Source organism: Sphingobium sp. (genome assembly GCF_036170395.1).
GTDB lineage: Bacteria > Pseudomonadota > Alphaproteobacteria > Sphingomonadales > Sphingomonadaceae > Sphingobium.
The window spans coordinates 46,365-63,210 of the sequence record NZ_JAVHPD010000036.1; the positions used below are offsets into that span (position 1 = coordinate 46,365).

Below are 16,846 nucleotides of genomic sequence, written 5' to 3' on the forward strand. Positions count from 1 at the left end.
GGCTGACGATGCGTCTCTCCTTCCTCCTCGTCGCCGCGTCCTTGATCGCGCTGGTCGCTTCGCCCGCCGACGCGGGCCGCAAGAAGCGCGACATCGAGCGCGACTATTATGCGCCCACCGTCATCGCGCAGCCCGCCGCGCCACCGGCGAACGGCTCGATCTTCCAGGCGTCGATGGGCTACACGCCGCTCACCAGCGGCGCGCGCGCCACCAGCGTAGGCGATATCATCACCATCGTGCTGGTCGAACGCACCCAGGCGACCAAGACCACCAGCGCCGACACCGCGCGCAATGGTTCGATCGGCCTGACCCCGCCCAGCACCGGCATCCTGTCCAAGCTCTTCTCGGCGAGCGATGTCGCCATGGGCGGCACCAACAGCTTCACGGGCAAGGGCGGCGCCAGCCAGTCCAACGCCCTGTCCGGGGAAATCACGGTGACAATCGCGGCGGTCTATGCCAACGGCACGATGCTGGTGAAGGGGGAAAAGGCGCTCACCCTCAATCGCGGCGACGAATTCATCCAGCTGAGCGGCCTGGTCCGCCAGGCCGATATCGCGCCCGACAACCGCATCGCCTCGACCCGCGTCGCCGACGCCAAGATCATCTACAAGGGCAAGGGCGAGATCGCCAACGCCAGCCGCCAAGGCTGGCTCCAGCGCTTCTTCTCCGCGATCAGCCCCTTCTGATGGAGACCCGCTTGACCCTCCTCGCCCGCCTCAACTTCATCCTCCCCTTTAAGGGGAGGTGGCTGGCCGCAGGCCAGACGGAGGGGTATCCCCCTCTCGCTAGCGGGACACCCCTCCACCACCGCCTACGGCGGCGGTCCCCCTCCCCTTGCAGGGGAGGATGGGCGTTGGGCATCCTCGCCGCCCTCTTCACCCTCGCCACCCCCGCCCATGCCGAACGCGTCAAGGATCTCGGCACGTTCCAGGGCGTGCGTCCCAACCAGCTCACCGGCTACGGCATCGTCGTGGGCCTTGCCGGCACCGGCGACGACAGCATCCAATATGCGACCGAAGGCATGAAGGGCGTCGTCTCGCGCTTCGGTCTCACGTTACCGCAAGGGGTCAACCCCGCGCTCAAGAACGCCGCCGCCGTGCTGGTGACGGCGGACCTCCCCGCCTTCTCCAAGCCCGGCCAGCGGCTCGACGTCACCGTCTCTGCGCTGGGCAAGGCCAAGTCGCTGCGCGGCGGCACCCTCATCATGACCCCGTTGCGCGGCGCGGACAACGAGATTTACGCGATGGCGCAGGGCAACCTCGCGGTGGGCGGCCTCGGGGTTTCCGGCGCGGACGGCAGCCAGGTGTCAGTCAACATCCCCTCGGCCGGGCGCATCCCCGGCGGCGCGACGGTCGAACGCGCGGTCGCCACCGGCTTCGACACCGCGCCGACGCTGACCTTCAACCTTGCCGAAGCCGACCTTACCACCGCGCTCAGGGTCGCGGACGGCATCAACCGCACCTTCGGCGACCGGCGCGCCCGCGCTGTCGACGCCGTATCGGTCGCGATCGACGCCCAACCGGGCGCCGAAGAGCGCATCATGATGATGGGCATGATCGAGAATATCGAGGTCTCGCCCGCCGATGCGCCCGCCAAGGTCATCGTCAACGCCCGCACCGGCACCGTCGTCATCAACGGCGCGGTGCGCATCCATCCCGCCGCCGTCGCCCATGGCAAGCTGACCGTCAGCGTCAACGAAAGCCCCCGCGTCGTCCAGCCCGCGCCCTTCAGCCAGGGCCAGACCGCGCTGGAGCAATCGAGCGGCATCAGCGTCGACGAAGAGAAAAAACCTATGGTTAATTTTAAAGGCGGGGCGTCGCTGGCCGATATTGTGAAAGCGGTCAACGCGATCGGGGCTTCCCCGGCGGACATGGTCGCGATCCTCGAAGCCTTGAAACAGGCGGGCGCGATGAAGGCCGAACTGGTGGTGCTGTGATGCAGATAACGACAAACCTCGCCGCCCCGGCTGCCCCCTCGCAAAAGGCGCAGCTTCAGAAAGTCGCGCAGCAGTTCGAGGCGGTGTTCCTGCGCCAGATGATCGGCGCGATGCGCTCGGCCAGCCTCGCCGAGGGCATCACCGACTCCAGCGCCACCCAGCAGTTTCAGGACATGGCCGACGCTCGCACCGCCGACGCGATGGCGGGCAAGGGCGCGATGGGCATCGCCGAGCTTCTGATCCGGCAGTTTGGCGACCGGGTGAAGGACGATCCGCCCCCCGCCGCGCCTGACGGCCCGCATCCGGCGCAAGGCGCATGAGCGACCTCTTCATCATAGGCGCTTCGGGGACGAAGGCTTATCGCACCGCGATGGCCGCCATCTCGGAGAATATCGCGAACGCCGCGACGGCAGGCTATGCGCGCCGATCGGTCCGCACGATCGAATCGGGCGCATCGACCGCGACCATGGCGACCTATGTGTCGCGCGCCAATTTCGGCGGCACGCAAGTCGCCGGCGTGGGGCGCGAGACCGATCCCTATCTCGACGCGACGATGCGCGCCACCGGCACGGCGCTCGGCAGCGCGGCGGCGCGGTTGCGCTGGCTGACCGACTCCGAAAATGCGCTGAATGACACCGGCACCGGCATCGGCCAGCTGATGGCGGGCATGTACCAGAATATGGAGAAGCTGGCCGCCAGCCCGACCAACACCTCGCTGCGCGTCACGACGCTCGACAGCATCAGCCGCGTCGCTCAAGCGTTCAACCAGACCTCGACCGACCTCCAGAACGTGTCGAAGGGCATCGCGACCGAAGCGCAATCCTCGGTCGATACGATCAACCGCGCGCTGACCTCGCTCGCCGACATCAACAACAGCCTGCTGCGGGCGCAGCCCGGCACTTCCGCCTACGCCCAACTGCTCGACAGCCGCGACGCTGCGTTGCAGGATTTGTCCGAAAATCTGAACGTCACCGTCAATTTCGGCGCGCATGACAGCGCCGAGATCAGCTTCAGCGGCCAGACCCTGGTCAGCGGCAACAACGCGACCACCCTGTCCATGACCGCCAATGCGGACGGCACGCTCGCGCTCGCCACCTCGGATGGGACCGCGCTGACCGCCCCCGCCAGCGGCGCGCTTGGCGGGCTGTTCGCATCCGCCGACGTTGTCGCCAAGCAGCGGGTGGACCTCGACACCCTCGCCGCGCAGTTCGTGACCGACGTCAACGCCTGGCATCGGCAGGGCATCACCGATGGCGGGGCGGCGGGCGGCGATCTCCTGTCCGGCACCACCGCCGCAACGATGGCCGCGCTCGTCACCGATCCCACGCTGCTGGCGGTCAAGTCGCCCGACGGCGTAGCCAACGGCAATCTGCTCAAGGTCACGTCCGTCCTGCGCGGCAATGGCAGCGTCGAACAGAATTGGACGACGCTCGTCACCAACCATGGCTCGCTGCTCGCCTCGACCAAGGCCGAATATGACACCGCCACCGGCCGCCACGACCAGGCGGTCGCCGCGCGCGAGGCGGTAAGCGGCGTCGATCTCGACATGGAGGCCGCCGATCTGCTCCGCATCCAGCAAGCCTATTCGGGCTGCGCCAAGGTGCTTCAGATCGCCAAGGAAACCATCGATTCGATCCTCAACATCATGTGACCGGCAAAGGGCTGACTTATGGTAGGCATCACCCACAAGATCATGCTCGCCGAAATGCGCCGGCAGCAGAAATTGTCGCAGGACATTATGAAGGGTCAGACGGCGATCTCGACCGGCGTGACCCTCAACCGGGCGTCGGACGATGTGCTCGCCTGGGTGCAGGTGTCCGAAGTCGGCCGCGCCCAGGCGCAGCAGGCGGCATGGGCGGCGAATGTCAGCTACGGCACCGCCCGCGCCGGCAATGCGGAAGCAAATCTGTCGGAAATCGACAATCTCCTGACCCGCGCGCAGGAACTGGCGACCTCGGCCCGCAACGGATCGCTCAACGACACCAGCCGCGCCGCGATCGTCGAGGAAATGACGACGATCCGCACGACCATCAACGAGTTGCTGAACCAGAAGGATTATCAAGGCACGCCGGTGTTCGACGACCAGCAAAGCACCCTGGTCCCCGTCAGCCGTGGCCTCAACCTCGCGGTCGTGGGTACGCGGCAGGAGGTGTCGGAGGGCATCGACGTCAATGGCACGCCGATGTCGCTCGACGCCATCATGGCGCAGACTATCGCGGCGGTCGAGGCGAAGGACGACAGCGCCATCGCCGCCTCGGTGGATGCGGTGAAAGCGGGGCAGTCTCACATCGTCGTCGAGCAGGCCAGGCAGGGTGTGCGCGGCGACCGGCTGGAAACGATCGGCAATCGGCTGACCGAAATCGACACGGATTTGACCGAACGCCGAGCGGACCTTGAATCCACCGATCTTCAGGAGGTTATCTCGCGCTTGCAATCCAACCTGCTGCAACTCGACGCGGCACAGTCGGCCTTTGCGCGGATCAACCAGAAGACCTTGTTCGACCTCATCAGCTGATCGCAAATCGGGCGGGCAGCCCTAAAGCGGGCGCCCCTCGGTCCGTATTAACCATCTGACAGGCATAGTCTGCGATGTTGACGATGCGGGGCGCCTTCGGGCCATAATTTTCGGGGATAAGCATGTTTCCAATCATCGGCCTGGTCGTCCTGCTCGGCATGGTGTTCGGCGGCTTCGTCTTCACCGGCGGCGACATCGGCCCCGTGCTGCACGCCCTCCCCCACGAAATGCTCATCATCGGCGGCGCGGCCGTCGGCGCGCTCATCATCGGCAATTCGGGCGCAGACCTCAAAGCCCTGGGCGGCGGCCTTGCCAAAGTGTTCAAGGGGCCGGCCTACAAGAAGCAGGATTTCCTCGACTGCATCTTCCTCGTCAGCAAGCTCATGAAGACGTTGCGCGTCGAAGGGCCGGTCGCGCTGGAGCCGCATATCGAGGATCCGGGCACCTCCCCCATCTTCGCCGAATATCCCAAGCTGATGAAGGACAAGACGCTGATCCATCTCATCAGCGACACGTTGCGCCTCGTCGTCGTGTCCTCCGGCACGCTCGATCCGCACGCGGTCGAGGAGGTGATGGACAACAGCCTCAAGACCCATCATCACGAAGCTCTGAAGCCCGCCGACAATCTGCAAGGGCTGGCGGACGCCCTCCCCGCGCTCGGCATCGTCGCGGCGGTGCTGGGCGTGGTCAAGACCATGGGCTCGATCGACCAGCCGCCGTCGGTGCTGGGCGCGATGATCGGCTCGGCGCTGGTCGGCACCTTCCTTGGCGTGCTGCTCGCCTATGGCATGGTCAACCCCTTCGCCAATCGCTGCCGCGCGGTGATCGAGCAGGACGGCGCCATCTATCATGTGGTAAAGCAGATCATCATCGCCTCGCTCCACGGCCACCCGCAGCCCTTGGTAATCGAGGCCGCTCGCTCCAGCCTGATCCATGCCAACCAGCCCGGCTTCGCCGAGGTGTTCGACGGCATGCGGAACAAATAAGCCATGGCCGAGAAGAAGCGCGGCGCGAACGAGCCCGAACCAAGGCCGATCATCGTCAAGAAGATCATCGTCGACGGGCATGGCGGCCATCATGGCGGCGCGTGGAAGGTCGCCTATGCCGACTTCGTGACGGCGATGATGGCCTTCTTCCTGCTGATGTGGCTGCTGGGCGCGACCACCGAGAAGCAACGCAAGGCGCTTGCCGACTATTTCACGCCCACGCTGGTGGAACTGAAGATGGCCTCGGCCGGATCGACCGGCCTGCTGGGCGGCGACAGCCTGACGGGCAAGGAAAATTATCCCACCACCGGCGGTCAGGGCAACCTCTCCATCACCATTCCGCGCGACGCCACCGGCACGAAGGAGCAGGGCGGCAAGGCGATGCGCGCCGTCGACCGGCAAAGGTTCGAGGCGATCAAGAAGGGCCTGGAAGACCGTATGACCAAGAAGGGGCTGGCGAAGCTGCGCAAGAATGTGCGCTTCACCGAAACCCGCGAGGGGCTGCGCATCGACCTCATCGACGAAGCCGATTTCGCCATGTTCCAGTCGGGCACCGACCAGCTCGTGCCGCAGGCGCGCGCGCTGATCGCCGAAGTGTCGCAGGCGCTCCAGACCATGCCCAACCCGCTGATCGTGCGCGGCCATACCGACGGCCTGCCCTATGCGGCGGGGCGGACGATGAACAACTGGATGCTCTCCTCCGCCCGCGCCGAATCGACGCGCAAGGCTTTGGCCGAAACCGGCATCCCCAATGCACGCTTCGCCCGGATCGAGGGCGTCGCCGACCGCGAGCCCTTCATCAAGGCCGATGCCTACGACCCGCGCAACCGCCGCATGTCGATCATCCTGGGCTGGACCCGCGGCGGCGGAGGTGGTGACGACGACCTCGACGCCGAAACCCAGGCGGCGATCAAGGAACGCGACGATCCCGTCCGCGCCGCCCACGCAGCCGCGCAAAAGATCGACATGGGCGGCACCGCCCTCCCCACCGGCGCACAGCTCGTCAACCCGACCGCGCCCGGCACGTCGAGCAAGCCCGGCAAGCACTGACCCTCTGCGTGAGGCGACGTGGGGACGCGCTGGCCGCATCGTCACCGCGCAATCACCCCGCCGAGGCTGGCGAATGGCGGTAAAAACGGCGGAGTCAGGAAGGAAAAAGCTGGAGCGGGTAGCGGGGATCGAACCCGCATCACAAGCTTGGAAGGCTAGTGCTCTACCATTGAGCTATACCCGCTCGGCAGAGCAGCGCCCTGCCATTTCCGGGCAGGGTTCGTCAACCCGGCTTCGCGCGCCCGGCGCAGAAACGCGCTTACGCCGTCCGCTGCTTTCCTCTATCACATGCCCCATGGACAGCCCATCCCTGCGCCAGTTGGACCTTTTCGCGCAGATGATGGCGGCGGGCAGCGCGGCGCGGTGCGCGGACGATCTGGGGGTCGGGGTCGATCAGGTGCTGGCCGAGATCGCAGCACTGGAAATGCGCCTGGGCTATCGTCTGTTCGACGATCCGGCGGGCGCGGCGCGGTTGACGGCGGCGGGGCGCAAGACGGCGCAGGCGATGACGTTGCTGGGGGAGGATTCACCCGCGCTGGAAAGCGTTGACGCGGCGCCTGCAGCCCCTCTCCGCCCGGCCGAGCTGCCGCGCGCGGCGCTGGTGCTCGCCGCGCCGGCGCCGGTGTTCGGCCATTTGCAGGATGCGCTCGCGGCGTTCGAGGCGGCGAACGAGGACATTGCGATCACGCTCGACCTGCATGTCCACACAGCGCGAGACGCTGCGAACGCGCTGGCGGCGGGGCGGGCCGACATCGTCTATTTCTATGCGCTGGAAGAGCCGGACGACCTCCCCTCCCGCTATGGCTGGTCGGAACCGCTGAGCCTCTATGCCGGCAGCGCCCATCCGCTCAGCCGAGCGGAGACGGTGAGCCGCGATACGCTGGCGATCACGCCGGCGCTGGCGCTGGAGCCGGGCGGCGGGTTGCGGCAGGTGACCGATGCCGCGTTGACGCGCGGGCGGGCGGCGCTGGGGCCGCTGCTGCTGGAAAGCGACGACATGGCGGCGATCGTCGCGGCGCTGCGCGAGGGCGTGGGGTGCTTCCCCGCTTTCGGCCCGCTGGCGCGCGACCTGGGGCGAATGCCCGGCATCGCGCGTCTGGCGCTCGATATGCCGCTGCCGGGAATCGAGGTGAGGCAGGCGGTCGGCCCGCGCGCCAAGGAGAAAGCAGCCGTCGAGGCGCTCGCCGACTTCCTGTTCCTCTAACAGCAACGTCCTTGATGCGCCGCAGCGAAAATGCGGCGAATCGATGTTGATATGATGTAACATGCGGGATACAGGGTCTCATCCAGACCAGAACCACAAAGGGTTGATCCTCCATGTCTCGCCTCATGATGCTCCGCGCCGGCTGCGCCCTGCCGCTCTGCCTCGCTTTGCCCGCTCTCGCCCAGGCGCCCGATGCCGCTGCCGACCAGAGCGCCTATCATGACCAGCGCGCCGACATCGTCGTCACCGCCCTCATCCCCCGGCGGCAGGGCGATATCCTGTCAGGCACCACGGTGGTGTCCGGCGATCAGCTGACGCGCGAGCTGCGCCCCAGCATCGGCGAGACGCTGGCGCGGCAGCCGGGCGTCTCCGCCACCTCCTTCGGCCCCAACGCCTCGCGCCCGATCCTGCGCGGCTTTCAGGGCGAGCGGGTGCGCATCCTGACCGACGGCATCGGCAGCTTCGACGTGTCGAACACCTCGGTCGATCATGCCGTCGCGATCAATCCGTTGACCGCCGACCGGATCGAGATTTTGCGCGGACCTTCGGCGCTGCTCTATGGGTCGTCAGCAATCGGCGGCGTGGTCAATGTGATCGACAGCCGCATACCGCGCCGCGTGCCCGACGAGCCGGTGCATATCGACGCGCTCGGCACTTATGGCAGCGCCGCCAATGAGCGCAGCGGATCGGGCGAGATCGAGGTGCCGCTGACCAACAATTTCGTCGTCCATCTCGACGGCAGCTACAGCAAGACCGGCAATCTCGACACCGGCAGCTATATCCTCACCCCGGCGCTGCGCGCGCAGGCGGCGGCGAGCGACGAGGCGGAGATACGCGACCTTGCCAGCCTGCGCGGCAAGCTGCCCAACAGCGCGGCGCGGAGTTGGGAAGTCGCAGGCGGCTTCGCCTATATCGGGACGGGCGGTAATCTCGGGGTTTCGGTCGCCCATACCGACAGCCGCTACGGCGTGCCGTCGCGATACGAGGTGGCGGAAGAGCATGAGGATCATGAGGGTCATGAGGAAGAGGAGGGCCATAGCCACGAGGATGTGACGCTGGCGATGAAGCAGACCCGCGTGGACCTGCGCAGCGAGGTGGCGGTCAATGGCGGTTTCCTCGACAGCATCCGCTTCCGCGCTGGTTATGCCGACTATCAGCATGAGGAGATCGAGCCGTCGGGCGAGGTCGGCACGACCTTCGACAATCAATCGATGGAAAGCCGGCTGGAGTTCGTGCAGGCCAAGCGCGGCGGATGGGACGGGGCGTCGGGGGTGCAATATTTCACCCGCCGGTTCGAAGTGGTGGGCGAAGAGAAATTCCTGCCCCGCAACCAGACCGAGCAGTTCGGCGTCTTCACCCTGCAATCGCTGGACCTGGGCGCGACCCGGATCGAGGGCGGGGCGCGCTACGAGCATAGCAGGCTGAGCGCCGACGCCGACGACGCCCTCTTCTTCGACGGCCGCAACCGCAGCTTTGACGCTGTCTCCGGCTCGCTGGGCATCAGCCAGGCGATCCTGCCCGACTGGCGCATCGGCCTCAACCTCTCGCGCAGCGAGCGCGCGCCGTCGGCCGAGGAATTGTTCGCGCGCGGCAATCATGCCGGCACGCAGGCGTTCGAGCTGGGCAATCCCGATTTCGGCAAGGAAAAGAGTTGGGGCGTGGAAGGCACGCTGCGTGGATCGGGCGCGGGCTACAGCCTCAGCCTCGCGGCCTATCACAACTGGTTCAGCGGCTATATCTACGAAAGCGTTGCGGACGACAGCGTCTGCCAGGCGGTGAATGGCGGCGAGGAACTCGAATTCCCCTGCTATGCCTATGCGCAGGCGGACGCGCGCTATTATGGGTTCGAGGCGGAGGCTTCGGTCACGCTGGCGACGATCGGCACGACGAAGATCGCCGCCGATGGCCTTGCCGACTATGTCCGGGCGACGATCAAGGGCAGCGGCCCCGCGCCCCGCATTCCGCCGCTCCGCCTGCTGGGCGGGGTCGAGGCGCAAGGCGAGCGCTTCTCCGCCCGCGCCGAGGTGGAGCATGTATTCGATCAGGACCGTGTGACCGGCTTCGAGACCCCGACCGACGGCTACACGATGGTCAATGCGTCGCTGTCGTTTAAGCCGCTCATGGGCAACGACCGCACCACGCTGATGCTGTCAGCGAACAACCTGTTCGACGTGGAAGCGCGGCGGCACGCCAGCTTCCTCAAGGATTATGCGCCGCTCGCCGGGCGCGATATCAGGCTGACGGCGCGCTTTTCGCTCTGACGAAGCGGCCGGGGCCTCCCCGCCCCGGCCGCTTCGCCGGCTCAGGCCAAGGCGTCAGGCGACGCGGCCGAGCCGGTGATAGAGATTGGCATATTTGACCGATTCCGGCTGGTCCTGCACCTCGCGCAGATAATGGGCGATGGCGGTGCGGATCAGGCCGAAATCCTCCTGGCTGAAAACCGCCCGCGAACGGGCAGGTTCGGGCTTCGTCATCGTGTCGCTGGTCATGGTGGCGTCCTTTCCGTCTGCGGCCTTGCGGCCTAAGTGGAACAGCGAGTGGAACAGCTGTACGCACTTTGGAAGGCCGATGAGTGGCCGATAGTCACGATAAGATTTGGTCATAATGTCATAGTATGACATTATGACCAAATGGCAGAGATCAACGACCGTAAACTCTATCTGGGGCCGAAGCTGCGCGTGCTGCGCCGCGAATTGGGCCTCAATCAGACCCGCATGGCCGAGGGGCTTGGGGTTTCTCCCAGCTATCTCAACCATCTGGAGCGCAACCAGCGGCCGCTAACGGCGCAGATGCTGCTGCGGCTCGCCAACACCTACGACATCGACATTCGTGACTTCACCGCGACCCCGGCCGAGGGCGGGCCGGGCGAATTGGGCGAGATATTGTCCGATGCGCTGGTGCGCGACATCGGGATCGCGCGCGACGAAGTACTGGAGGTCGCGGAAAATTACCCCGGCGTCAGCGAAGCGATCGCCCGCTTCTATCGCGCGCTGACCGATTTGCGACGCCTGCCGGGCGACGCCGCCGCCGCCGATCGCGCCCCCGCCCCCCTGGTCGCGCCGCTCGACTGGCTGCGCGAGACGATCGCGCGCTCGGGCAATCATTTCGCGGAAATCGATGCAGGCGCGGAAAGCCTGGCGAGCGAACTGCCCGACGATCCGGCCCTCCTCCAGACGGCGCTGCGCGCGCGGCTGAAGGACCGGCACGGCATGGCGGTGCAGCTCGTGCGCGCCGAGATACTGGCCGGAACGCTGCGCCATTATGACATGCACCGCCGCCGGCTGATGCTGAGCGAGCGGCTGGCGGCGTCGGGGCGACTGTTCGCCATCGCCTATCAGCTCTGTGCGCAGGAACTGGCCGAGGCGATCGCGGCGCAAATCGCCCGCGCCGCCCCGCCCGACGAGGACAGCCGCCGGCTGGCGCAGATCGCGCTCACCAATTATGCCGCCGCTGCGCTCATCATGCCCTATGACCGCTTCCGCCAGGCGGCCGAGCAGAGCCGCTACGACCTGCCGCTGCTGCGCGACCGCTTCGGGGTTTCGGCCGAGCAGATCGCCCATCGCCTGACCAGCCTCAACCGCACCGGCGCGCGCGGCATCCCCTTCTTCATGGCGAAGATCGACCGGGCGGGCATCGTCGCCAAGCGCTTCGATGGCGAGGCCTGGCCGTTCGCGCGCTATGGCGGCATTTGCCCGCGCTGGGACGCAACCGACGCGCCGGCGGACGGCAGCATCGCGGCGCAGCTCATCGAGACGCTGGAGGGGCGTCGGTTCGTGACGCTGGCGGTGGCGCTGCCGCGTGGGCGCGCGCGGGGACGGTCAATGGTGGCGCTCGGCTGCGAGGCGAAACATGCGGGGCGGATCGTTCATGCGGACGGGCTTGATGTGGAAAGGGGCGAGGCGACCGGCGTCGGGCCGACCTGTCCACTGTGCGAGCGGCGCGATTGCCCGGACCGCGCCCTGCCGCCCGTTACACGGGCGCTGGACCTGCATAGTTACGAGCGGACGGCTGCGCCGTTTCCGTTTAGGCGGGTTTGAAGTCCAACCGTCATGCTGAATCTGTTTAAGCATCGCCCTTAGTAGCTGTTCCCCGGCGCAGTTGATGGGAGGCGCGCGACTCCCATCACGGATCCAGTTCAGAGCGTGGGACTGGACCCCGGCCTGCGCCGGGGAACAGCAATCAATATGACTGCGCCTTCGGACACCCCTGTTTATTGCGGCTTGAGCGTATCCATCACCTGCCGCACCGGGCTGATATCATAGCCCGCCGCCGCCGCCTGCGCCGCCAGCACATCACCATTGTCGCCGGCGCGGGCGCGGGTCAGCGCCCAGAGCAAAGTGCTGCGCGTGCCCGACCGGCAATAGGCCAGCATCTTGCCGCCCTCCGCCTGTTCCAGCGCCTGGGCCATGCCGTCGAGCTGCCACGGCGCGAAACCGCCATGCGACACCGGCACGGCGACATAGGCGATCCCCGCCGCTTTCGCCGCGGCCTCGATCTCCGCGCCGTTGGTCTGGCCCGGCTCCTCGTCGTCGGGGCGATTGTTGACGATGATCGTCACCCCTTGCGCCTTGGCCTCCGCCACTTGCTCCACGCTGATCTGGGGCGATACGAGGACGCGGTCGGTGAGCTTGCGGAACATGGGGCTTCTCCTTTGCGCGAGCCATGCGACGGCGGGGCGAAGGTTTCAAGATTTTGTTCGCGCAGAGGCGCAGAGGGCGCTGAGTGTGTGAAGAAGCGGCTGCGCCGCAGGCGTTAAAGGAACGGCCGGATCGCGGCGAGGAAGGCATCGCCATAGGCGTCGAGCTTCTTCTGGCCGATGCCGCTGATATGGCTCAGCTCGCGGATGCTGGACGGGCGCTGCTCGGCCATTTCTCGCAGGGTCGAATCGTGGAAGATGACATAGGGCGGCACCCCCTGCTCCTGCGCCAGTTCGCGGCGGCAGGCGCGCAGCGCGTCGAACAGCGGATCGCCGACCGGGTTCGCTTCCGCGCCGGTGCGGGCGTTGCGGGCGCGGCGCTCGCGCTTTGGGGGCATCAGGATGCGCACCACCTCCTCGCCGCGCAGGATCGGGCGGGCGTTGGGGCCGAGCATCAGCCCGCCATGCTCGGTGGTCTCCAGCGCGTCGCGCACCAGCAGGGCGCGCTGGACCGGGCGGAGCAGCGCCGCCTCCTCGCCGCCGACGATGCCGTGGACGGAAATCTTGTCATGCCCGCGCTCGCGCACCTTGTCATTGGGCGCGCCGGTCAGCACCGCCTCGATATGGCCCGCGCCGAAGCTCTGCCCGGTGCGATAGACGGCGGAGAGATATTTGCGCGCGGTCTCGGTCGCGTCGACGCTGGCGGGGGGTGACAGGCAATTATCGCAATTGCCGCAGGTGGGCGGCGGGCTTTCGCCGAAGTGGCGGAGCAGGATCGCCCGCCTACAGGTCGCCGTCTCGACCAGCGCGCCCAATGCTGCGATCCGCGCGCGCTCGCCCTGCTGGCGGGACGGCTCCAGTTCGGCGATCCGCATCCGCGCGCGGGCGAAATCCTCCGCGCCCCAGAAGAGATGGGCGACCGCCGGCTCGCCGTCGCGCCCGGCGCGGCCCGATTCCTGATAATAGCCCTCGATCGATTTCGGCAGGCCTGCATGGGCGACGAAGCGCACGTCGGGCTTGTCGATGCCCATGCCGAAGGCGACGGTGGCGACCATCACCATATCCTCGCTGGCGATGAAGGCGGCCTGGTTGGCGGCGCGCTGGGCCGGCTCCATGCCGGCATGATAGGCGCGCACCGGGCGGCCGCTTCGCCCCAGCGTTTCGGCCAGCTTCTCGGTCGCGGCGCGGGTCTGTGCATAGACCACGCCCGGCCCCTTTTCGGTGGCGAGCAGGTCGGCGAGCTGATGGCTGAGGCCGTCCCGCGGATGGACGGCGTAGCGGATATTGGGCCGATCGAAGCCCGAGATGATGAGGCCGTCTTCCGGGATGCCGAGCTGGACGAGAATGTCCGCGCGCGTGTGCGCATCGGCCGTGGCGGTGAGGGCGAGGCGGGGGACGCTCGGGAACTCGTCCAGCAACGGACGCAGCAGGCGATAGTCGGGGCGGAAGTCATGGCCCCATTCGGACACGCAATGCGCTTCGTCGATAGCGAAGAGCGCGATATTCGCCGAGCGGAGCAGGCTGCGGAACCCCTCCCCGCTTGCCCGCTCGGGCGCGACATAGAGAAGGTCGAGGTCGCCGTTGCGCAGGCGGTCCTGCGTCTCGCGCCAGTCGGCGTCGACGCTGGTGAGGCTGGCGGCGCGCAGGCCAACCGCATTGGCGGCGCGCAGCTGATCGTGCATCAAGGCGATGAGCGGCGAAACGACCACGCAGCAGCCGTCGAGCGCGGCGGCGGGGAGCTGATAACAGAGCGACTTGCCCGCGCCCGTCGGCATGATCGCGAGCGTCGGCCGCCCCGCCATGACGCGGCCGACGACCTGTTCCTGAACGCCGCGAAAGGCGGTGAAACCGAATATGTCGTGGAGAAGCGTCGGGATGTCGCGCGGCATCGGGCGGCCTTAGCGGGTGGGGGGTGATGGGGCCAGCCTCTTCATCCTCCCCTTGAAGGGGAGGTGGCTGACCGTAGGTCAGACGGAGGGGTGTCACGCTATCGATAGCGGGACACCCCTCCACCACCCGCTACGCGGGCGGTCCCCCTCCCCTTACAGAGGAGGATTTTTTGAAGCATCACCTCACCGGCTCAAGCAGACAGCCCCAGCCCGCCTTGAACCGCGCGGTGCGGGTGGCGAGGAGGGGGACGCTGGCGCGCACCGCCTTTTCTTCGGGTACATCCTCCAGCCGGACCAGCGCCATGCCGGGTTCCTTGTCGTCGGCGCAGCTGCCCATGGCCCGCCCCTCGACATAGCGGCAGGAGCAGCCGAGCCGCGCGCCATAGGCGGCGCCGAGCCGCGCGCGGGCGGCCAGGCTCGCGCCCTGCCAGGCGACAAGGCCAAGCAGCGCCAAAACGAGCAGCGCCGCTATGATCCACCATCTCCGGCGAACAGCCATGGTCCTTTTCGATCCCATTCTATAAGGGCGCCGGCTTATGCAGATCGACAGCCGAATCGTAAAGCGCCTTGGCGCGGGCGCGGGGATCGTCGCGCTTCTCGCCGTCGCGGGGCTGGCGGTGCGCGCGGAGCAGCAGCCTGCCCCGCTCTATCAGGTCGCGGCCGATGCGGTAGTGGGGGAGAGCGCGCTGCGCGGCGCGATCGACCCGTTGTTCGACGACGAGACGATGGGCCAGACCCGCGCGCTGCTGGTGATGCGCGACGGCAAAATCGTGGCGGAACGCTATGCGCCGGGCTTCGGGCCGGAGACGAAGCTGCTGTCCTGGTCGATGGCGAAGAGCGTGACGGCGGTGCTGGTCGGGCTGATGGTGGCGGACGGGCGGCTGGCGCTCGATTCGCCGCTGCCGGTGCCCGCCTGGAGCCAGCCGGGCGATCCGCGCGGGCGGATCACGCTGCGGCAGTTGCTGACGATGCGTTCGGGCCTCGACCATGTCGAGGATGGCGAGCCAGTGACCGACGGAGATACCGTGCGGATGCTGTTCCTGGACGGGGCGCAGGACATGGCGGCTTTCGCCGAAGCGAAGCCGCTGGCCCATCCGCCGGGCGACCGCTTTTCCTATTCGACCGGCAGCACGCTGATCCTGGCCGACCTGATGACCCGGATGCTGGCCAACAGCGCCGATCCCGACGCGCGGCGGCGGGCGATGCAGATGTTCATCGACGGGCGGCTGAAAGGGCCGGCGGGGCTGTCCAGCCTGACGGCGGAATATGACGCCGCCGGCACGATGATCGGCGGCAGCATCCTGCACATGACCGCGCGCGATTATGGCCGCTTTGGCGAACTGCTGCGCCGGCGAGGCCGGGGACCGAGCGGGCACCAGATATTGCCGGAAAAGTGGATCGACCTCATGACCACGCCGTCGGCCAGCAACCCGGCCTATGGGCTGCATCTGTGGCTGAACCGGGAGAGTTCCGAAAGCGCGCTGATGCCGGGGCAGGCGCCCGCGAGCCTGTTCGGCTGCGTCGGGCATAATGGGCAATATATTCTCGTCTCGCCCTCTCAGCGGCTGACGGTGGTGCGGATCGGCATGTCGCCGGAGAAGGAGCAGCGCCGCGCGGTGCGGACGGCGCTGGCGAAGCTGGTGGGGCTGTTTCCGGGTTAGATTACCGCCACCTTTCGAAACATCGTCACCCCGGGCTCGACCCGGGGTCCCACTTCTTCGCAGCTGTCGCAAAGGCAGCGGGACCCCGGATCAGGTCCGGGGTGACGGAACAGGTTTTGACACGACTGGTTCGGGCTACAGCAAAAAGCGGCCCTCGATCACGGTGCGGCACTGTCCGGTCAAGACCGCGCGGTCGCCGTCGATCCGGCAGCCCAAGTAGCCGCCGCGCGCGGAAGCCTGATAGGCGCTAAAATCCTCTCGCCCCAGCTGGTCGGCCCAGAAGGCGGTGAGCAGGCAATGGGCGGAGCCGGTCACCGGGTCTTCGTCCACCCCGCCGCCGGGCACGAAGACGCGGCTGACGATGTCGGTCTCCGTGCCCGGTGCGGTGGCGATCAGCATCACGTCGCCGTGACGCTTCAGCGCGGCGAAGTCCGGTGTCAGGGCGCGCACCGCCGCTTCTTCGGGGAAGAGGAAGAGGCTGTAGCCGCCCTCGCGCCAGAAGCTCTCGACCGGTGCGCCGCCCAGCCCCTCTGCCAGATGAGGCAGCGGGCGCGGCTCCATGCCCCAGGCGGGCAGCGACAGGGCATAGCCCTCCCCCTCGCGCGTCACGGTCAGCACCCCGGCATGGCGGGTGCGGAAGCGAATCGTATCCCCCTGCATCAGCACATGGCCGCTCGCCAGCGTGGCATGGCCGCACAGCTTGACCTCGACCGCGGGGGTGAACCAGCGCAGCGCATAATCCGCTTCCGGGTCGTCGAGAGTCGGCACGGTGAAGGCGGTTTCGGAGAGGTTGTTCTCCGCCGCTATGGCCTGAAGCGTGGCGTCATCCAGCCACGTATCGAGCGGCATGACGGCAGCCGGATTGCCGGTGAAGGGGGCGTCGGCGAAGGCGTCGACCTGGGTGAAGGGCAGGCTGGTCATGGGATCGGTCCTCATAGCGTCGTCGCCTCCATGCCCGCCCCTGCGCCT

General features: G+C 67.4%; 16 protein-coding genes and 1 tRNA gene. 11 read left to right on the forward strand and 6 right to left on the reverse strand.

Features of this window, described 5'->3' with window-relative positions; all coding sequences use genetic code 11:
- Window positions 1–8: 8 nt before the first annotated feature.
- From V2B31_RS10145 to V2B31_RS10175, 7 genes are all read left to right on the forward strand, one after another.
- Window positions 9–686 carry a flagellar basal body L-ring protein FlgH gene (locus V2B31_RS10145; protein WP_328278084.1) on the forward strand — a complete coding sequence of 226 codons (678 nt, stop codon included), beginning with the start codon at window positions 9–11 and terminating at the stop codon, window positions 684–686.
- Between the two features lie 167 nt (window positions 687–853).
- The gene (locus V2B31_RS10150; RefSeq protein ID WP_328278086.1) at window positions 854–1,936 is read left to right on the forward strand and encodes a flagellar basal body P-ring protein FlgI; all 1,083 of its coding nucleotides are present in this window, start codon (window positions 854–856) and stop codon (window positions 1,934–1,936) included.
- Entirely contained in the window at window positions 1,936–2,256 is a 321-nt protein-coding gene (locus tag V2B31_RS10155) for a rod-binding protein (protein WP_328278088.1), read from the forward strand. Before V2B31_RS10150 ends, V2B31_RS10155 begins: the two co-directional genes overlap by 1 nt.
- Window positions 2,253–3,587, forward strand: coding sequence for a flagellar hook-associated protein FlgK (gene flgK / locus V2B31_RS10160; protein ID WP_328278090.1), 1,335 nt, complete (start codon window positions 2,253–2,255; stop codon window positions 3,585–3,587). Before V2B31_RS10155 ends, flgK begins: the two co-directional genes overlap by 4 nt.
- A gap of 18 nt (window positions 3,588–3,605) precedes the next feature.
- Window positions 3,606–4,451 carry a flagellin gene (locus tag V2B31_RS10165; RefSeq protein ID WP_328278092.1) on the forward strand — a complete coding sequence of 282 codons (846 nt, stop codon included), beginning with the start codon at window positions 3,606–3,608 and terminating at the stop codon, window positions 4,449–4,451.
- Window positions 4,452–4,573: 122 nt separating this feature from the next.
- Window positions 4,574–5,437 carry a flagellar motor stator protein MotA gene (motA, locus tag V2B31_RS10170; protein ID WP_328278094.1) on the forward strand — a complete coding sequence of 288 codons (864 nt, stop codon included), beginning with the start codon at window positions 4,574–4,576 and terminating at the stop codon, window positions 5,435–5,437.
- A gap of 3 nt (window positions 5,438–5,440) precedes the next feature.
- On the forward strand, window positions 5,441–6,487 hold the full coding sequence (locus V2B31_RS10175) for a flagellar motor protein MotB (RefSeq protein ID WP_328278096.1): 1,047 nt from the start codon (window positions 5,441–5,443) through the stop codon (window positions 6,485–6,487).
- Between the two features lie 110 nt (window positions 6,488–6,597).
- Here the strand turns inward: V2B31_RS10175 and V2B31_RS10180 are convergent.
- Window positions 6,598–6,671, reverse strand: a tRNA-Gly gene (locus V2B31_RS10180).
- A gap of 111 nt (window positions 6,672–6,782) precedes the next feature.
- On the opposite strand from V2B31_RS10180, the gene V2B31_RS10185 reads away from it, so the two are divergent.
- Together V2B31_RS10185 and V2B31_RS10190 are read left to right on the forward strand one after the other, a co-directional pair.
- The gene (locus V2B31_RS10185; RefSeq protein WP_328278098.1) at window positions 6,783–7,691 is read left to right on the forward strand and encodes a LysR family transcriptional regulator; all 909 of its coding nucleotides are present in this window, start codon (window positions 6,783–6,785) and stop codon (window positions 7,689–7,691) included.
- A 113-nt stretch (window positions 7,692–7,804) separates the two neighbouring features.
- Window positions 7,805–9,952: a TonB-dependent receptor gene (locus V2B31_RS10190; RefSeq protein ID WP_328278100.1), complete on the forward strand. Its 2,148-nt coding sequence runs from the start codon at window positions 7,805–7,807 to the stop codon at window positions 9,950–9,952.
- 54 nt (window positions 9,953–10,006) lie between these two features.
- Here V2B31_RS10190 and V2B31_RS10195 read toward each other — a convergent pair whose 3' ends face one another.
- Window positions 10,007–10,294, reverse strand: a complete 288-nt coding sequence (locus V2B31_RS10195; RefSeq protein WP_328278141.1) for a hypothetical protein — start codon at window positions 10,292–10,294, stop codon at window positions 10,007–10,009.
- Between the two features lie 27 nt (window positions 10,295–10,321).
- Here V2B31_RS10195 and V2B31_RS10200 point away from each other — a divergent pair, with 27 nt between their 5' ends.
- On the forward strand, window positions 10,322–11,728 hold the full coding sequence (locus V2B31_RS10200) for a helix-turn-helix domain-containing protein (protein ID WP_328278102.1): 1,407 nt from the start codon (window positions 10,322–10,324) through the stop codon (window positions 11,726–11,728).
- Between the two features lie 173 nt (window positions 11,729–11,901).
- Here the strand turns inward: V2B31_RS10200 and V2B31_RS10205 are convergent, their stop codons facing one another.
- The 3 genes from V2B31_RS10205 to V2B31_RS10215 form a co-directional block, all read right to left on the reverse strand.
- Complete coding sequence (locus V2B31_RS10205) at window positions 11,902–12,330, reverse strand: TIGR01244 family sulfur transferase (RefSeq protein ID WP_328278105.1); 429 nt, start codon at window positions 12,328–12,330, stop codon at window positions 11,902–11,904.
- 113 nt (window positions 12,331–12,443) lie between these two features.
- A complete protein-coding gene (gene recQ / locus V2B31_RS10210) occupies window positions 12,444–14,216 on the reverse strand; it encodes a DNA helicase RecQ (protein WP_328278107.1) in 1,773 nt (590 codons plus the stop codon).
- 178 nt (window positions 14,217–14,394) lie between these two features.
- The gene (locus V2B31_RS10215) at window positions 14,395–14,715 is read right to left on the reverse strand and encodes a hypothetical protein (protein ID WP_328278109.1); all 321 of its coding nucleotides are present in this window, start codon (window positions 14,713–14,715) and stop codon (window positions 14,395–14,397) included.
- Window positions 14,716–14,752: 37 nt separating this feature from the next.
- Here V2B31_RS10215 and V2B31_RS10220 point away from each other — a divergent pair, with 37 nt between their 5' ends.
- Window positions 14,753–15,877, forward strand: a complete 1,125-nt coding sequence (locus V2B31_RS10220; RefSeq protein ID WP_328278111.1) for a serine hydrolase domain-containing protein — start codon at window positions 14,753–14,755, stop codon at window positions 15,875–15,877.
- 135 nt (window positions 15,878–16,012) lie between these two features.
- Here the strand turns inward: V2B31_RS10220 and V2B31_RS10225 are convergent, their stop codons facing one another.
- Window positions 16,013–16,798 (reverse strand): PhzF family phenazine biosynthesis protein, encoded by a 786-nt coding sequence (locus V2B31_RS10225; protein ID WP_328278137.1) that lies wholly within the window; start codon window positions 16,796–16,798, stop codon window positions 16,013–16,015.
- Window positions 16,799–16,846 lie beyond the last annotated feature (48 nt).